Consider the following 14,497-nt stretch of genomic DNA (forward strand, 5'->3'; position numbering starts at 1 on the left):
GAGGAAGACCGTTTGTGTTTAGAAAAATGAAAAGAAATGACCGCTATAACCTATAATAATGGATTAAATATGAACAACACCAATAACCCGATCGGGGTATTCCAGCAGGAAGCTCCGGAAGTATCCAAGGCTTTTGATGCGTTGATCGAAGCATTGAAAAATACGCCCGGCCTGGACGCGAAAACCAAACAGCTTTTGTACATTGGCATTAAAGCGGCCCACGGCGATACAGCCGCCATCTATTATCATGTAGCTATGGCAAAAAAAATGGGTGCCACCAGGGATGAAATTAAGGATGCTATTCTTATTACCCTAACAGTTTGCGGCTTAACAGGCGTAGTTACCTGTTTACCTGTGGCATTGAGGGTATATGATGAAACTGTATAATGAAAAACTAATTGCGGTGATAAGGATGCGATAGGGCAAAGCAAGCATTTTCAACAGCTATCGGGTGGAATGAAAGCCAGCTGCGCTAAAAAAAATAAGATAAGTTCCAACTGGGCTGGGGTGCCGGTTGCAGTTTCTAAAACAGGAATGGCAACAGATTATACGCTTATTTTAATCAATGTTATATGCGGGCAATCCTTGAAAGATCGTCATGCATTGCTATTCAACAAAACAAGCTAACAGCATTCCATCCGGTCAATAAAGATTGCGTCGTTTTTTACCTCACAGCGATTTTCGGGTATTCGTCACCGTAACCCATAGCCATGGTAATTTGCACCCGCTCAGCCGCGGGGACTTCCAGCTTAATGACGGGAGTCATACTCCTGTATGATTGAGTGCATACATAACCCGAACCCTGTCGCACAACGAAGAGGGATGCTCAGGATAGTTTGATAAATGTGTCTATCATCACAAGTTTGCGAAATTATAAGATATTGATTGTGACCACGATCATGCCAGCTGCTGACCGCTATCATATGTAGTTTCACGGAGTAATCAGTCATTTGTGGTAAGAAATACTACATCTTTATTTAATTATTAAATTATGAAAACAGACATTCAGATTCAAAAAGACGTGATGGACGAATTAAAGTGGCAGCCATTTTTAAATTCATCAGAAATCGGCGTGGCGGTAAAGAACGGGATCGTTGCTCTTTCAGGTATTGTCGATTCTTATTCCAAAAAGCTCTCGGCGGAAAAAGCAGCTAAAAAAGTTGCCGGCGTAAAAGCGATAGCGGAGGACATCCAGATCGGCGTATCGCCTGCTTACCGTAAAACGGATGCTGAAATTGCCGAAGCGGTATTGAATGCGCTTAAATGGCATTCGGTAGTGCCGGATGACAAGATTCAGGTTAAAGTGGAGGATGGCGTCGTGACCCTGGAGGGGCAACTTGAATGGGAATACCAGCGCACTAGTGCCCGGGCCGCAATCCAGCACCTGGCCGGGGTGCGTTTGGTTGCCAATCTGATCACAATTAAACCGAGGACCTCACCTTTTGAACTCGAGCAGAAGATCAGCGCTGCCTTTCACCGCAGCGCCACGATCGATTCGGGTAAAGTGCATGTGAGCGTAACCGGTGATAAGGTAACCCTTACCGGGAAGGTACGCTCATCTTCAGAAAGTGACGATGCTGAGAATGTGGCCTGGGCTGCACCCGGTGTTTTCCAGGTAGAAAATAAGCTTGACATTGAAGAACCGGAACTTGTTTATTAACGGGCTATGAGCTGCCCGCTTTTTCGGCAGGCAGCTCATAGCCATTCTATTTATAAAAATTAAAATCATGAAAAGATTAAAATTAATTGCAAGTCTTAGCCTGATCCTGTTTAGCTACGCTTCGCCGACGCTCGGGCAGATCAATTTACCTGAAGTTAAAATTGTCGCTACGTCCTATAAGTATAAATACCTAAACGCCGTAGACAATAAGGAATTACCTCAGCCGGTAAGGATGCTGGAGCGCCTGGCGGCGACCTATGACGTCAGAAAAGCAGATTTTTATGAAGACGCTTATGATACTTACTTTGTATCCTTTTACATTCCAGACGGTTCCATCCTGGCCTCTTATGATAAAGATGGGAAACTCTTACGCACGGCCGAAAAATTCAAAAATACCAAGCTACCTGCAGCGGTAAGAGAGGCTGTTGAAAAAAGGTTTCCACAATGGGCCATTTCAAAGGATACTTACCTGATTAACTACTATAGCGAAGGCGGGGCGAAGAAGAAATATAAGCTCCTGCTGGAAAACGGAGATAAACGGATGAGGGTGGAAACGAATGACATTGGAGAATTTAATTAATTGCACAGAAAAAGGGGTACCGGAAAAAACGACTCTTTCATTTTAACTATGTCCTCTATAAGAGCCGAATGACTCCGGTAACTAAAATGATATGAATACGCAAAACACATCCCTGCTTCTTATATTCTATGGGTTTTCAAATATTGCAGGTTTACTCATCCTTTGGGCGGCCTTTCGCCAACCCAAACTTGCACGGCTAGCGCTTGTAATGATGTTTGGGTCGGCAGCATGGGTCAACTACTCAGCTGCACAGGAAAACCCGGAAGTATATTTGAATTATAGCCGGTATGCGATCACATGGTACGCTGATTTCATCAGCGGCTGGTTCCAGGCACATATCACTTTGATGGTTAGCCTGATCGCCGTTGGCCAGGGTATGATCGCCCTGGGGATGATTTACAGCGGTATCTGGATGAAAATTGCCTGCCTGGGTGTGATTGTATTTCTAATTGCCATCGCACCGCTGGGTTTTGGGGCGGCTTTCCCGTTTTCCCTGACTGTGGCATTTGCTGCCTGGAAAATTATTCACAAAGACGATGGCGCTCCTCTCTGGTCACGCGGGGCTTTTTTCTCCGACTAAAGCGGAGTTATAATAAACATAAAAGGATTAAGTCATGAAAAGAATTTTGTTGGCTATTGATACGGAAAAGCTGGATAGGAAAAGCCTTGATTTTGGCTGCTACCTTGCGCAGCTCACTCATTCGGCATTGACCGGTGTATTTCTAGGGGAGCGTCGGTTTGAACCAGAATCAGGTGTGAAATTTGCATACGGAGGCATTTATGTGGAAACCATTGACGCGCGTGAGTTGCCCGAGACGCAATACAGGCAAAAGGTCCGTGAGAAAAACCTAAAGCTTTTCAAAAGTACCTGTGAAGAACTTGGCGTAGCGTATCATATTCTCCGCGACCAGACAGATCCTGTTAAAGACCTTATCGCGGAAAGCCGGTATGCTGATTTGCTGGTTGTTGATCCCGAGCTGCTTTCCACATCCCCGCTTGACCGACCCTCAGCCTTTGTAAAGGATGTCCTGGCCGGGGCGGAATGCTCGGTGATCATTTCACCATATTACTTCAATGAGGTGAATGAGATCGTGTTCGCTTACGACGGCCAGCCTTCTTCTGTATTTGCGATCAAACAGTTCACCTATCTTTTTCCTCAACTCTTCTGCAAAAAGATCACGGTAATGCAAGCAAACGAGGCCGGGGTTTTCAGGAAGGAGAGTGAAGAGAAGATCCATACCTATCTAAAAGCACATTACGTGAACATTGAATTTCAGGATCTGGTCGGAAAACCGGATGATCAATTATTTGATCATCTATTGAGAAAAAATGACGCATTCGTAATTATGGGCGCCTATGGGCGGACAAAACTCTCCAACTTTTTTAAGCACAGCACCGCCGAACTACTGATCGAGGTGAATGGTTTACCGATATTTATTGCACATCATTAAAATAATTGACCATGAGTAACACAAGCAACCCAACAGAAATACCGGTACCGGCTAAACCGCCGGAGATTATACCGCAGAAAGAGCCGTCACAACCCATGAGCCCACAAGAGGATCCTGCCGGCTATCCAATGGAGAACCCCGACCTGCCTTCTCCGGAAGAACTTCCCAGGCCACAAACGAGTGAAGACTGGTGAGAACCCTTGGTTTGACTGCTTAAACAAAACGTCATGATAAAGTATCGTAGTGCTACCAACTGGAACTTGTTCATCGCCATTGTTCTGATCCTGGTCTTGGTGATAATTATGATTATGGCCGGGCTCAAAGTGTATGTTGCCGATTTTTAATAAAGAACCCGAACGATAGACAGGAGTATAGATATGATCGGACCAGGCAGTTTATTTTAATGAAAGTAAAACTGTTTTAATCATTCTAATGATCGCTATATTCTGATGAGATTAACACTATGGAATCTCGCTTTGCCATAAGCATGCATCTGAGCTGGTAGCGACGCCAGGACAGCAATTAAAGACATCGAAAAAACCTGGTGGCAGCTGCCGTTTAAGGGGGACATACCAGTCTTTCAATACCTTGCCTGAAAGGCACCAGGCGTTACAAAAGTGAGGACGTTAATTTGTCCTGTGCACTTTCTGCATCTGCTTCGATGATCAGTATAATAAACAGGCAGCAGTAAGGATTTGGTTGGAGGGGATTTGTAATCAGAGCAACAGCATAGGTTTGCAGCAGACCTGGGTTGTTTTACCCATATTGATTTGCGGACAACCGTAAGGGGGGCTACAGCAGATTAAGGTTCCATGAGGCCGGAATGAAATCTTATTGCAATGCGGGCCTGGATGTAGATTGTTATTAGCCAAAAAGGATGGACTTTCTGCCGTGCATCACCTTTTATTAACAACGACGGCCCACTGCCCGTATTAAATATGCCTATGTGTTTTTAATAATAAAAAATATCTTTTGTACGTATATACCTATAATTGTGGTGGAATGCATCCAATCACATGCTTTCTGAAGAAAACTATTAGGATGAGGATGTTACAAAGGTCATATAATCAGCCATCTTTTTTATTGTCAACCTCAATCCTGCTATTGCTATGCCTGTCTGCCTGCGGCCAGCAGCAAGCTCAAAAAGTATCCAGCTCCGATACGACGATCCGGAAATGGAATCAAACGATACCGGGCAACTTCAGCAGTCAAAGTAAAACGACATTTGATAGTCTCAAAATCGCTGATTTCCTTCGCCTGTACCCGGCCTTTAAGCCTCATGCACAGGAAATCTATACTTTTTACAGCCACCGGCGCTATACATATGCATGGTTTGAAAACGGGCGTCTGATCGAGTATGCATCTAATTTATCCAACCGTATACTCAACTTTCAGCACGAGGGGGTGCTTGAGAAGCCGCCTTACCAACGGAAGCTGGATTCGCTGATGTTTGCCGGGGAACCGATAAAAAAGCAGCCGGACACAGAGCTTGAACTGATGTTGACGGCCCAGTATTTTGTACTTTCAAAGCTCGCCTGGTCAGGTCAGGATGCGACAACGAGCCGCTCCGTAAACTGGAACCTGCCAAGGAAGAAAGTCAATTATGAAGAATACCTGGACAGCCTGATAAGCACCCGTTCGACCGATTTTAGCAAGGATGAGCCGGTGTATCGCCAGTATGAGCTTTTGAGGAAATATCTGATCAAATACCATACGTTGGCAACACAAAAATGGCTGCCAATAAACATAACGCCGGGGATAAAATATGGCGATACTTCCCTTGTTGTATGCGCTGTGAAGGACCGACTCTTTAAGTTAGGGGATTTCAAAGGCGATACAAGCGGTAAAAGCTATGATGAGGGATTGAACGAAGCGCTAAAACGGTTTCAGGACCGGCACGGACTGGCGGTAAACGGCGTTTTAAATAAGGAAACCCTGGCAGAATTGAATGTGCCGATCCAAAAGCGCATCCAACAGATCGTGGTCAATATGGAGCGGAGCCGATGGCTTCCGGTAAGGCTCAATAGTGATTACCTCGCCGTAAACATTCCGGAATTTAAATTACATGTCTATCATGCCGACAGTTTGCTTTGGAGCTGTAATGTTGTGGTGGGTCAAACGATGCACCGCACCAGTATATTTTATGGCGATATAAAATACGTTGTATTTAATCCTTACTGGAATATTCCGCCAGGCATTGTCAGAAATGAGGTACTGCCGGCTATGAGCCGCAATCCGGCTTATCTGGCTACTCATCATATGGAAATCACCGACTATAGGGATGGACTGCCGGTAATACGACAAAAGCCCGGATCAGATAACGCCTTAGGGCGCGTAAAGTTCCTGTTTCCCAACAGCTATAATATCTATTTGCACGATACCCCCTCCAAATCACTTTTTGGAGAAACATCGCGTGCTTTTAGCCATGGATGCATACGCGTGAGCGAACCCGCCCTTCTGGCCGCTTTTTTACTAAAAAGTCGTGAGGAATGGACGCCGGAAAGAATTGAGCAGGGGATGAGGGGCGGGCCGGAAAAAGTGATAACACTAAAACAAACGGTGCCGGTATTTATTGCGTATTTTACCGCTTTTATCGACAGGAATAACCGCCTGAATTTTCGCAAGGACCTTTATGGGTTCGATGTGCGGTTGTCTGAGGCATTAACGACCTCGGGCAAGACGATTAACCAGCACCCTTAGCCGCCGCCTGCAGTTGAGCAGGGAAGACCATTTTAAAGCTTGTTTTTTGTCCCGGTTTACTTTCAAAAGTTATTGTTCCTTTCATGAGACCTGTATAACGCTGGACGATAGTCAGGCCAAGGCCTGTACCTGGAATGGTCCCGCTTGAATGGATTCTGTAAAACGGCCGGAACAAATTAGCCTGCTCTGCTTCCTGAATCCCGATTCCATTATCCGTTACCCGAATAACTGTTTTATCTGGGCAGGTGGATACCTTCAACTCAATTATTGCCGGCGCTCCGGCGTATTTAATCGCATTGGAAATCAGGTTGATGATGGCGTTTTTGAGAAGGTTTCTATCTAGGTTGACACTCCGTTCTACGTCACAGATCAACCGAAGCTTTTGGTCAGGCAAAGCCATTTCCTGCATCTCTTCGATAATTTCGTTGCTCAACTCCGCCAGGTCGAATGTTTCGAAGGCAGCTGTTACCTGTCCCGTATCAAGCTTCTCCAACGAAAGGAAATCTTCCAGAATGCTTTTTAGATTTGTGATCGTGTTTTTGATTTTCCTGGTTTGTTTAAAAATAAGTTCAGTCTGCTGTTGCTGCGTATACTTTTCAATCAGTGAAACAGAAAGCAAAATCGAACTTAGCGGTGTTCGGATCTCATGTGAAGCCACAGAAACAAAATTTCTTTTCAGTTCTATACTGTTCATATCCACCTTGTTTTCTGTATCTATTTTCATCACCATGTAACAATAACTAAAATTGCGCATAAACAATTCCGTGAAAAATGACCATGGGCACATGCAGAAGTAACTGATTGCACAAATTCTGATAGTTAAAATAAACGGGCTTTAGCATCGGGGATCCTGTCGTATTTTATTCAACAGATACGGAGCAAGCTTTTAATTATTCCGGCCGCCCGCAAACAGCAACCTCATCCGCGCATTTTGCGCGGTTTAATAAGAGAAAAAAGCAATGGCGGTATGCTTTAAACGGATGTGCGTGATATGACAAATAATATATAATTGAGCGCTGGGAAACTTCAGAGCTTTTTTTTGATAATCAGATGCATTAAGCCGGGATTGCTTAATAATTTTTCCATTTCCGTTTGAATGATATGTGCCATATCCTTTTTAATGTCAAGATAATTATAATGAACGATGGCATTGTCAATCTTACGTATCAACGGCAGTTCTTTATACCCGTTAACCTCCTTTTCAATCGCATGGTGGTCATTGAGGATTTCCGCGTGAAAGGCTTTCAATTCTATTTTACAATCCGGGTTATCTGCTATCATACTGACAAATTCGCCCGAATTTAGCGAAGATATCCGCGAGGGCGGTACCGCCGCTTCCAGTTGTTTGGATTTACTTATTTAGGTATCAGTTAACCCATAATTCATTCTATACGGGTTAGGTGGTATAGTATGATACAGTTTTTAAAATGCTTGTTAGGTTTTGTTATTAATTTGGCTGGCATGATCTAAGAGATGTCTGTTCTTTTGCGTGTTTGCCATTTAAGCAACTCAAACCAGGCGACTGAAATCAGGCCAATGGTTATACTGATCGCCAGTTCTCCGGCATGCAGTGGTTCGAAACCAAAGAACTCTGTTAAGGGGCTAAGATAGATCAGCGTCGTTGAAATCAGCAGGGTGATGCCGATGATCAGTAACACGAGGTTATTTTGATACCTGATGGTGGTAAACAGCGAGTAGTAAAAAGACCGGTTTACCAAAGTGAGGAATATATTGGCCGCTATCAGGCATGTAAATACCATGGTACGGGTGAGCTGTTCATCGGCACCATTGCTTACGGCATATTGATAAGTCGCCAGCGTTCCGATAGTGATCACGATACCCTGTACAATACTTGTTGTTAATTCCTTCCAGTTAAAGAAAGTGGTACTGAACGGACGTGGCTTTTGCAGCATGGTATTCTTTTCCATGGGCTCGTTCTCATAAATGATAGAACAGGTTGGCCCCATGATCAATTCCAGGAAAATAATATGGACCGGAGAAAAAATATTAGGGTAGACCCAGCCGAGGGCCAGAGGGGTGAACACGGTCAATATAATAGGTATATGGATGGAAATAATGTACTGGATCGCCTTTTTCAGATTGGCATAAATGCGCCTGCCCATGGCTATTGCATCAACCATTTTTGAGAGGTCATCTTCCAGCAAGATCAGAGACGCCGCCTGCCTGGCAATTTCGGTGCCTTTTTTACCCATAGCGATACCTATGTGTGCGGCTTTTAAAGCAGGACCGTCGTTTACACCGTCCCCGGTCATCGCCACTATCTCATTATTAGCCTTTAACGCATTAATGATTCTCAGCTTGGCATCCGGGAACATCCGGGTAAAAATATTTACTTTTTTTACTTCCTCTTTAAGCTCTTTGTCAGACAGCTTCATCAGCGCATCTCCGCTCATGCAGCTGTCAAATCCGGCAAAACCAATCTGCCGGGCAATAGCACCGGTGGTTTCCGCGTTGTCACCGGTAATGATCTTGACGGCAATACCCGCCTTATAAAAGCCCTCCAGCACTGCGCCAATGTTCTTTTTAGGCGGATCATAAAAGGCAACCAATCCTTTAAATGCCCACTGAAACTCCTGTTGTTTTGCCGGGAAATCATCACCCGAAAAATTCGCTTCTCCTACAGCCAATACCCGGTACCCTTCTGCAGCCATTGTTTCAATGGCGGATGCCACCTGCTTATTTTCCAGACTGCTTAGATTACTGATGCTGATCAGCGCTTCGGGAGCGCCTTTGCCCGCGATAATGCGCTGTCCGCCTGAATTTTCGAAAACATGGGTCATCATAGGCGGCTTACCACCCAGCGGGTATTCATGGATCATTCGATAATCAGCACGCTCGTCAGTGACAACTGTTTTTACATAGGCATCATGCAGGGCGATCTCCATGGGATCGAAAGGTATTGGTTCACTGGCCCACATGGCCAGCCTTATCAGTTTCCATTCCGGATCATTTGTCACCTTTTCCGTAGTATCAGTGATATGGTTCTCCTGCAATGTAAATACCTTCGCCAGGCTCATCCGGTTCTCGGTCAGCGTGCCGGTTTTATCGGTGCATATTATGGAGGCGCTGCCCAGGGTTTCCACTGTTTTTATTTGTTTAACCACGATACCCATTTTCATCATCCGCCAGGCGCCCAGGGCCATAAAAGTGGCGAATGCCACCGGAATTTCCTCAGGCAGGATGCTCATAGCCAGTGTCAGCGCTTTAATAAGGCTATCTAAAACATCTGCTGAATGAAAATAGTTGATAATCCACACACCCAGGAACACGACAAGGCCGGCAATAACCATTTTCTTTACAAAATTGTTGATCTGTAATTCCAGCGGTGTTTTTTCCTCATCGATTGACTCCAGGCTCTTGCCGATTTTGCCCAACCGGGTTTGGTTGCCTATTGCGGTTATCGTGGCGATGGCCAGGCCGCTCGCTACGGTGGTCCCATGAAAAATTAAATTGTCTGCCGAAGAACGGTCTTTATAAACGGGCAGGGATTCCCCGGTAAGAATGCTTTCATTAACAGAAAAATCGTTGGAGTGTACAATAATCCCATCTGCAGTTATGGAAGTTCCTTCCTCTACCATCAGACTGTCCCCAACTACAAGTTCTTCACTTTTTATGTCCAAAACTTCCCCGTTCCTGATTACTTTGCATTTGGGTTGCGAGAAATCCTTCAATTTTTCGAGCGCGTTGCGGCTGCGGGAATCCTGGTATAAAGAAATGCCGGCAACCAGCACAATGGCCGAAGCCAGAAAAATGCCATCGCCTATATTTCCGCTAATAAAGTAGATACACGAGGTAACCAGCAGCAGGATCACCATCGGCTCTTTGGCCAGTCCTTTCAGGGCATCGGTAAATCCGTTTTCCTTTTTAAACGACAGGCTGTTTACTCCATATTTTGACCTGGCGTCTATTACCTCCCTGTCGCTGAGTCCCTGTACGTCAAAATTATTTGTTGCCATTTTATATATCGGTCTAAAATTGAAGGCTTGATCGGGCTACTCCATATGGGAATGCCACTAAAGGGAAACGTGGTTTTCCATGCTGCCGTTATTCTAATCCAGCCGAATAGTGTGGCAAAGAAAACGCTTAGTAATGAACCAACGCCCCCATAGCGAACGAATGTTTTTGCACAACCCGGTTAATCGCTTAGAAGATACCTCCCCTGATTTGAAGATACGTTTTATTATCTTTTTGATAACATTATTATTGGACTGATTTTACAGGGCTATTGCGTCAGCGAAGAACATTTGAGGGCTGGTACAACTTAATTATCGAAAAACAGACGCGACCGAAAATAGTGCCGGCTGAAAAAAGTTCAGCATCTATTCGGATCATGTCTTAGCAGCAGAGGCGCATGGCCTGCATATGCGTTCGACACCATGCGTAACTCAGGTGTCACTGTAAGCCTAAACTGATGTCTTCCAATGAATACTAATAACTCAATGACTGATCATTCACAAGCCCTATCACTTTGTCGACAATTTCACGGCCATCAAAAGGTTTGCGGATATAACCGTTGGCCTGGCATTCGGTTGCGATGAGTTCAATATCGTTCGCCGTGGAAAGAACAATCACCGGGATATCCCTTAGCCCGCTTACCTGTTTGATCTTGTGGCACAAACGGTGCCCGGGCTTGTTATTGATAAATTCATCGATGAGGATGAGGTTGGGGCCAAATAACAGGATCTGTTCGAGGTTTTCAGGTTCCCGGGTGCTCATCGTGTTAAACCCCTCAGCCTCCAAAATATAAGTGACCAGTTCCCGTATATCCTGGTCATTTTCAATGATCAATACTTTTTTTTTCACGCGCCGCAATTTAATCTGTCAGTGTTATTCAAAGGTATTGATTTTTCTTTAACTGGCGGAGCCCCACCACCTGGGAGCAACACTATTCCCCCGTGCTACAGATGAAAACGGCTGGCGAAGCTTCTGATAAAGAACGAGTGCTAATTGAGCTGGATATTCCATGAGTTCGATGCTTACGTCACAGAAGGCACCAGATTACACTAATTTTAGCGATACCACAGGATATGATTGTCTTCAAGCGGTACCGAAATGCCTTTATAAGCCGGAACGACCCTTGGTGTAAAGTCGCCCACCGGGCGTTTGGTATTAATTGATGCCAGGTATATATGTGCGCCATCCGCTGCCCGCTCCACTTGTAAAAACATAGGGGTAATCATGGGGGCGCCACCGTTCAGATCGTCAGCAAATAATTCTACTTTTACATATTCCGGATTTATGCCGTTGATCCAAACACTGATATGGAACTTATAGGCATCATTCGCGTTGTCGATTTGCAAGGTTCTGAATGCCACCTCAGCCCATCTGTTTTTTAAATCGCGTTGAATGGCCCTGATTGACCATCCCTTTATTCGTTCGTTAAAACGGGAGGCCGCAGGTATATAATATTGTTCGGAATATTGCCTGACCGTGCGGTTGGCGGAAAATACCGGCGTGAGCTTAGCCATGCTTTGACGGACACGTTCCACCCAACGGACCGGTATCCCGTTGCTATTTCTCGTATAAAATTCGGGAATTACTTTATTTTCCAATAACTCGTAAAGCTCATTTGCTTCGGTTGCATCCCATCCGAAATCCTGGTGTTCCCGTCCATCACCCAGCGCCCATCCGACGGATGGCGAATAAGCCTCGGCCCACCATCCATCCAGTTCCGAAAGGTTAAGCCCCCCGTTAACAAGCACTTTCATTCCGCTGGTGCCGCATGCTTCCCAGGGCCGTTTAGGCGTGTTCAGCCAAACATCTGCACCCTGTACCAGCATTTCTGTTACCAGCATATCGTAATCGCTCAGAAAAACAACATGATCCTGGAGCTGATAATCCTGTATGAAATTTACCCACTGCTGGATCAACTGCTTACCCGGTTCGTCATGGGGTGGAGCTTTGCCCGCAATAATTAACTGAACAGGAAAATCCGGATTTCTCAGGATTTTGACAAGCCGGTAAGGATCAGTTAGCAATAGGTTAGTTCGTTTATAGGGTACGAAACGGCGCGCGAACGCCAGGGTTAACACTTCCGGGTTAAAAATATGGTTGGCATATTCAATCAAGCTGCATGGATAACCGGCCAATGTTAATTGCCGGAACAATCTGTTACGGGTATAGTCTACAAGTTGCCCGCGTGACTTTTGCCGGAATTCCCAGAGGGTTTCGTCAGACAGGTCAGCGATGCTTTGCGACATCGTTGATAATTCACCCCGCCAGCGGTTCTTTCCGCAGGCATTTGTCCAGATCGCATCTGCCATTTCTGAATCCCAAGTCGGCATATGCACACCATTTGTTACATGCCCGACCGGTATTTCGCTTATCGGCCAGCGTGGGAAAAGAGAAGAAAATAGTTGCCTGCTTACAGATCCATGCAGTTCACTTACGCCGTTTATGGTCATGCTACCGCGTATAGCGAGATAGGCCATTTTAAATTCCTCCGATTCGTTTGCAGGATCATGACGGCCAAGTGACATCAAGTGATCAAATTCTATATCAAGCTCTTTTTGCGCATAAATGGCCAGGTACTGCTCCATTAAAGGTACGCTGAATTGATCGAACCCCGCTGCAACAGCAGTATGGGTGGTGAATATATTTCCAGCCCGTGTCACAGCCATGGCATCTTCAAATGAACAATTATTCCTGCGCATAAAATCCCCGGCCCGTGCCAGTACCACGAATGCGGCATGGCCTTCATTCATGTGGCATACTTCCGGGTTGATGTCCAAAGCTGCCAGTAATTTCCATCCGCCAATACCTAATACCAGCTCCTGCTGGATGCGCATGTCCGGCCCGCCTCCGTATAGTTCATTTGTAATGGCACGGTGTACAGGGGCATTTGCCGGGTCGTTACTATCAAGCAGGTAGAGCCGGGTACGACCCACCCGTACTTCCCATGTGCGTAGCCAGACTTCGGATCCGCATAAAGAGATTTTCAGACGCAGCCATTCGCCGTTCTCCAGCCGGAGCGGCACAATGGGTAACTGTCCGGGGTCATTGTAGGAATACAAGGCCTGCTGCCTGCCATAGGTGTCGATGACTTGCCTGAAGTATCCCTGCTGGTACAATAAGCCCACACCAATGACCGGTACGCCAAGGTCGCTCGCTGATTTTAACTGGTCTCCCGCGACGTTTCCCAGTCCGCCAACATAAATTGGCAATGCCTCACTCAGCATAAATTCCATACTGAAATAGGCGACTGCATTCAAGGTGCTTTGACTATGAGTTGCCTGGAACCATGCCGGAGCAGTAGATAAGTCACCTTTTAACCGGATAAGCTCTGTCAGCTTGGTTTGAAAAGCGGGATCTCCCAGTTTTTCAATGAGTTTGTCTTTAGATACCGTTTTTAAAATAATCCAGGGATTACGGGTCTGTTGCCACAAATCCTGGTCAAGTTCTCGCCACAACTGGTCTGAAGAGTGGTTCCAGGACCATCGCAAGTCAAGCGCCAGTTCAGCAAGCTCACTGATGCCTTGAATGTCAGATCTGGAAAAATCAAATAAATGATGGATATTAAAAGGTTTACCTTGCATATCTATGGGTGATCTTCGTAGTTAAAAATTCTGACCTATTCCTCAAAACGACCTGTTTTTCTGCTTAAAACAACCTTAAATACAACGGGATCTATGGTTGTACCGATGTCGTTCTCATTTTCGGCAATCCCGTGGGAAGCATGATTGGACGGATTATTCGCCAAAGGCATCAGCCGGTGTGTTATTCCCTGCATGGCCTGTTGTTTTTCATCCGGATCAGTAATTTCTTCGAACAGTCCCCAGGCAATAACACTTTTCCAGCGAAAGACACTCCGGATGTCGTCAACCTGGAAGCAGACCTGCGGATTCCTGCGCATCATTTCTATTTTTTTTCCGGCTGCCGAATGGCAATAGATAACGGAATCTTTGTAGAAGTAATGTAAAGGAACCACGTAGACAGTACCTTTATTGTGACAGCCTAAACGACCTATTACCTGTTGCTTCAACAGGCCTTCTATTTGTTGTTCATTTAATTCGCCTAACATTTCGATATAAGTTTAATTTGTAATTTTTTATGTCTTGGTTTATCAGTACGCCGGCACTTCGTTTA

13 protein-coding genes are annotated in these 14,497 nt (G+C 45.4%); 7 read left to right on the forward strand and 6 right to left on the reverse strand.

All coding sequences use genetic code 11. The annotated features are described in order from the left end of the window. The first annotated feature begins 36 nt into the window (after window positions 1-36). The 7 genes from NPE20_RS14305 (at window position 37) to NPE20_RS14335 (ending at window position 6,391) form a co-directional block, all read left to right on the forward strand. Window positions 37-387, forward strand: a complete 351-nt coding sequence (locus NPE20_RS14305; protein ID WP_256539345.1) for a carboxymuconolactone decarboxylase family protein — start codon at window positions 37-39, stop codon at window positions 385-387. Window positions 388-991: 604 nt separating this feature from the next. Further along, window positions 992-1,660: a BON domain-containing protein gene (locus NPE20_RS14310; protein WP_256539346.1), complete on the forward strand. Its 669-nt coding sequence runs from the start codon at window positions 992-994 to the stop codon at window positions 1,658-1,660. Window positions 1,661-1,727: 67 nt separating this feature from the next. Next, window positions 1,728-2,240, forward strand: coding sequence for a hypothetical protein (locus NPE20_RS14315; protein WP_256539347.1), 513 nt, complete (start codon window positions 1,728-1,730; stop codon window positions 2,238-2,240). Between the two features lie 91 nt (window positions 2,241-2,331). Continuing rightward, window positions 2,332-2,820, forward strand: a complete 489-nt coding sequence (locus NPE20_RS14320; protein ID WP_256539348.1) for a hypothetical protein — start codon at window positions 2,332-2,334, stop codon at window positions 2,818-2,820. Between the two features lie 34 nt (window positions 2,821-2,854). After that, window positions 2,855-3,691 (forward strand): universal stress protein, encoded by an 837-nt coding sequence (locus tag NPE20_RS14325; RefSeq protein ID WP_256539349.1) that lies wholly within the window; start codon window positions 2,855-2,857, stop codon window positions 3,689-3,691. Window positions 3,692-3,702: 11 nt separating this feature from the next. Continuing rightward, the gene (locus NPE20_RS14330; protein WP_256539350.1) at window positions 3,703-3,885 is read left to right on the forward strand and encodes a hypothetical protein; all 183 of its coding nucleotides are present in this window, start codon (window positions 3,703-3,705) and stop codon (window positions 3,883-3,885) included. Between the two features lie 853 nt (window positions 3,886-4,738). Continuing rightward, window positions 4,739-6,391: a L,D-transpeptidase family protein gene (locus NPE20_RS14335; RefSeq protein ID WP_256539351.1), complete on the forward strand. Its 1,653-nt coding sequence runs from the start codon at window positions 4,739-4,741 to the stop codon at window positions 6,389-6,391. Here NPE20_RS14335 and NPE20_RS14340 read toward each other — a convergent pair. The 6 genes from NPE20_RS14340 to NPE20_RS14365 all read right to left on the reverse strand — a co-directional run bounded on the left by NPE20_RS14340 (window position 6,375) and on the right by NPE20_RS14365 (window position 14,432). Next, window positions 6,375-7,115, reverse strand: a complete 741-nt coding sequence (locus NPE20_RS14340) for a sensor histidine kinase (protein WP_256539352.1) — start codon at window positions 7,113-7,115, stop codon at window positions 6,375-6,377. The two genes, NPE20_RS14335 and NPE20_RS14340, sit on opposite strands and share 17 nt — an antisense overlap. Window positions 7,116-7,417: 302 nt before the next feature. Further along, the gene (locus tag NPE20_RS14345; protein ID WP_256539353.1) at window positions 7,418-7,672 is read right to left on the reverse strand and encodes a hypothetical protein; all 255 of its coding nucleotides are present in this window, start codon (window positions 7,670-7,672) and stop codon (window positions 7,418-7,420) included. A 185-nt stretch (window positions 7,673-7,857) separates the two neighbouring features. Further along, complete coding sequence (locus NPE20_RS14350; protein ID WP_256539354.1) at window positions 7,858-10,368, reverse strand: cation-translocating P-type ATPase; 2,511 nt, start codon at window positions 10,366-10,368, stop codon at window positions 7,858-7,860. Window positions 10,369-10,840: 472 nt separating this feature from the next. Continuing rightward, window positions 10,841-11,215: a response regulator gene (locus NPE20_RS14355; RefSeq protein WP_256539355.1), complete on the reverse strand. Its 375-nt coding sequence runs from the start codon at window positions 11,213-11,215 to the stop codon at window positions 10,841-10,843. 206 nt (window positions 11,216-11,421) lie between these two features. Further along, window positions 11,422-13,947: an alpha-glucan family phosphorylase gene (glgP, locus tag NPE20_RS14360; RefSeq protein ID WP_256539356.1), complete on the reverse strand. Its 2,526-nt coding sequence runs from the start codon at window positions 13,945-13,947 to the stop codon at window positions 11,422-11,424. A gap of 35 nt (window positions 13,948-13,982) precedes the next feature. Further along, window positions 13,983-14,432, reverse strand: a complete 450-nt coding sequence (locus NPE20_RS14365) for a pyridoxamine 5'-phosphate oxidase family protein (RefSeq protein ID WP_256539357.1) — start codon at window positions 14,430-14,432, stop codon at window positions 13,983-13,985. Window positions 14,433-14,497: the final 65 nt, after the last annotated feature.

It is taken from the genome of Mucilaginibacter aquariorum (assembly GCF_024498135.1).
In the GTDB taxonomy this organism is placed as follows: Bacteria; Bacteroidota; Bacteroidia; order Sphingobacteriales; family Sphingobacteriaceae; genus Mucilaginibacter; species Mucilaginibacter aquariorum.

Excerpts from the sequence above, each read along its gene's own strand:
- NPE20_RS14320 (WP_256539348.1), top strand. The coding sequence starts at position 2,332 with ATGAATACGCAAAACACATCCCTGCTTCTTATATTCTATGGGTTTTCA.
- glgP (WP_256539356.1), bottom strand. The coding sequence starts at position 13,947 with ATGCAAGGTAAACCTTTTAATATCCATCATTTATTTGATTTTTCCAGA.
- NPE20_RS14335 (WP_256539351.1), top strand. The coding sequence starts at position 4,739 with ATGTTACAAAGGTCATATAATCAGCCATCTTTTTTATTGTCAACCTCA.
- NPE20_RS14330 (WP_256539350.1), top strand. The coding sequence starts at position 3,703 with ATGAGTAACACAAGCAACCCAACAGAAATACCGGTACCGGCTAAACCG.
- NPE20_RS14340 (WP_256539352.1), bottom strand. The coding sequence starts at position 7,115 with ATGAAAATAGATACAGAAAACAAGGTGGATATGAACAGTATAGAACTG.
- NPE20_RS14345 (WP_256539353.1), bottom strand. The coding sequence starts at position 7,672 with ATGATAGCAGATAACCCGGATTGTAAAATAGAATTGAAAGCCTTTCAC.
- NPE20_RS14365 (WP_256539357.1), bottom strand. The coding sequence starts at position 14,432 with ATGTTAGGCGAATTAAATGAACAACAAATAGAAGGCCTGTTGAAGCAA.
- NPE20_RS14310 (WP_256539346.1), top strand. The coding sequence starts at position 992 with ATGAAAACAGACATTCAGATTCAAAAAGACGTGATGGACGAATTAAAG.
- NPE20_RS14315 (WP_256539347.1), top strand. The coding sequence starts at position 1,728 with ATGAAAAGATTAAAATTAATTGCAAGTCTTAGCCTGATCCTGTTTAGC.
- NPE20_RS14305 (WP_256539345.1), top strand. The coding sequence starts at position 37 with ATGACCGCTATAACCTATAATAATGGATTAAATATGAACAACACCAAT.
- NPE20_RS14325 (WP_256539349.1), top strand. The coding sequence starts at position 2,855 with ATGAAAAGAATTTTGTTGGCTATTGATACGGAAAAGCTGGATAGGAAA.
- NPE20_RS14350 (WP_256539354.1), bottom strand. The coding sequence starts at position 10,368 with ATGGCAACAAATAATTTTGACGTACAGGGACTCAGCGACAGGGAGGTA.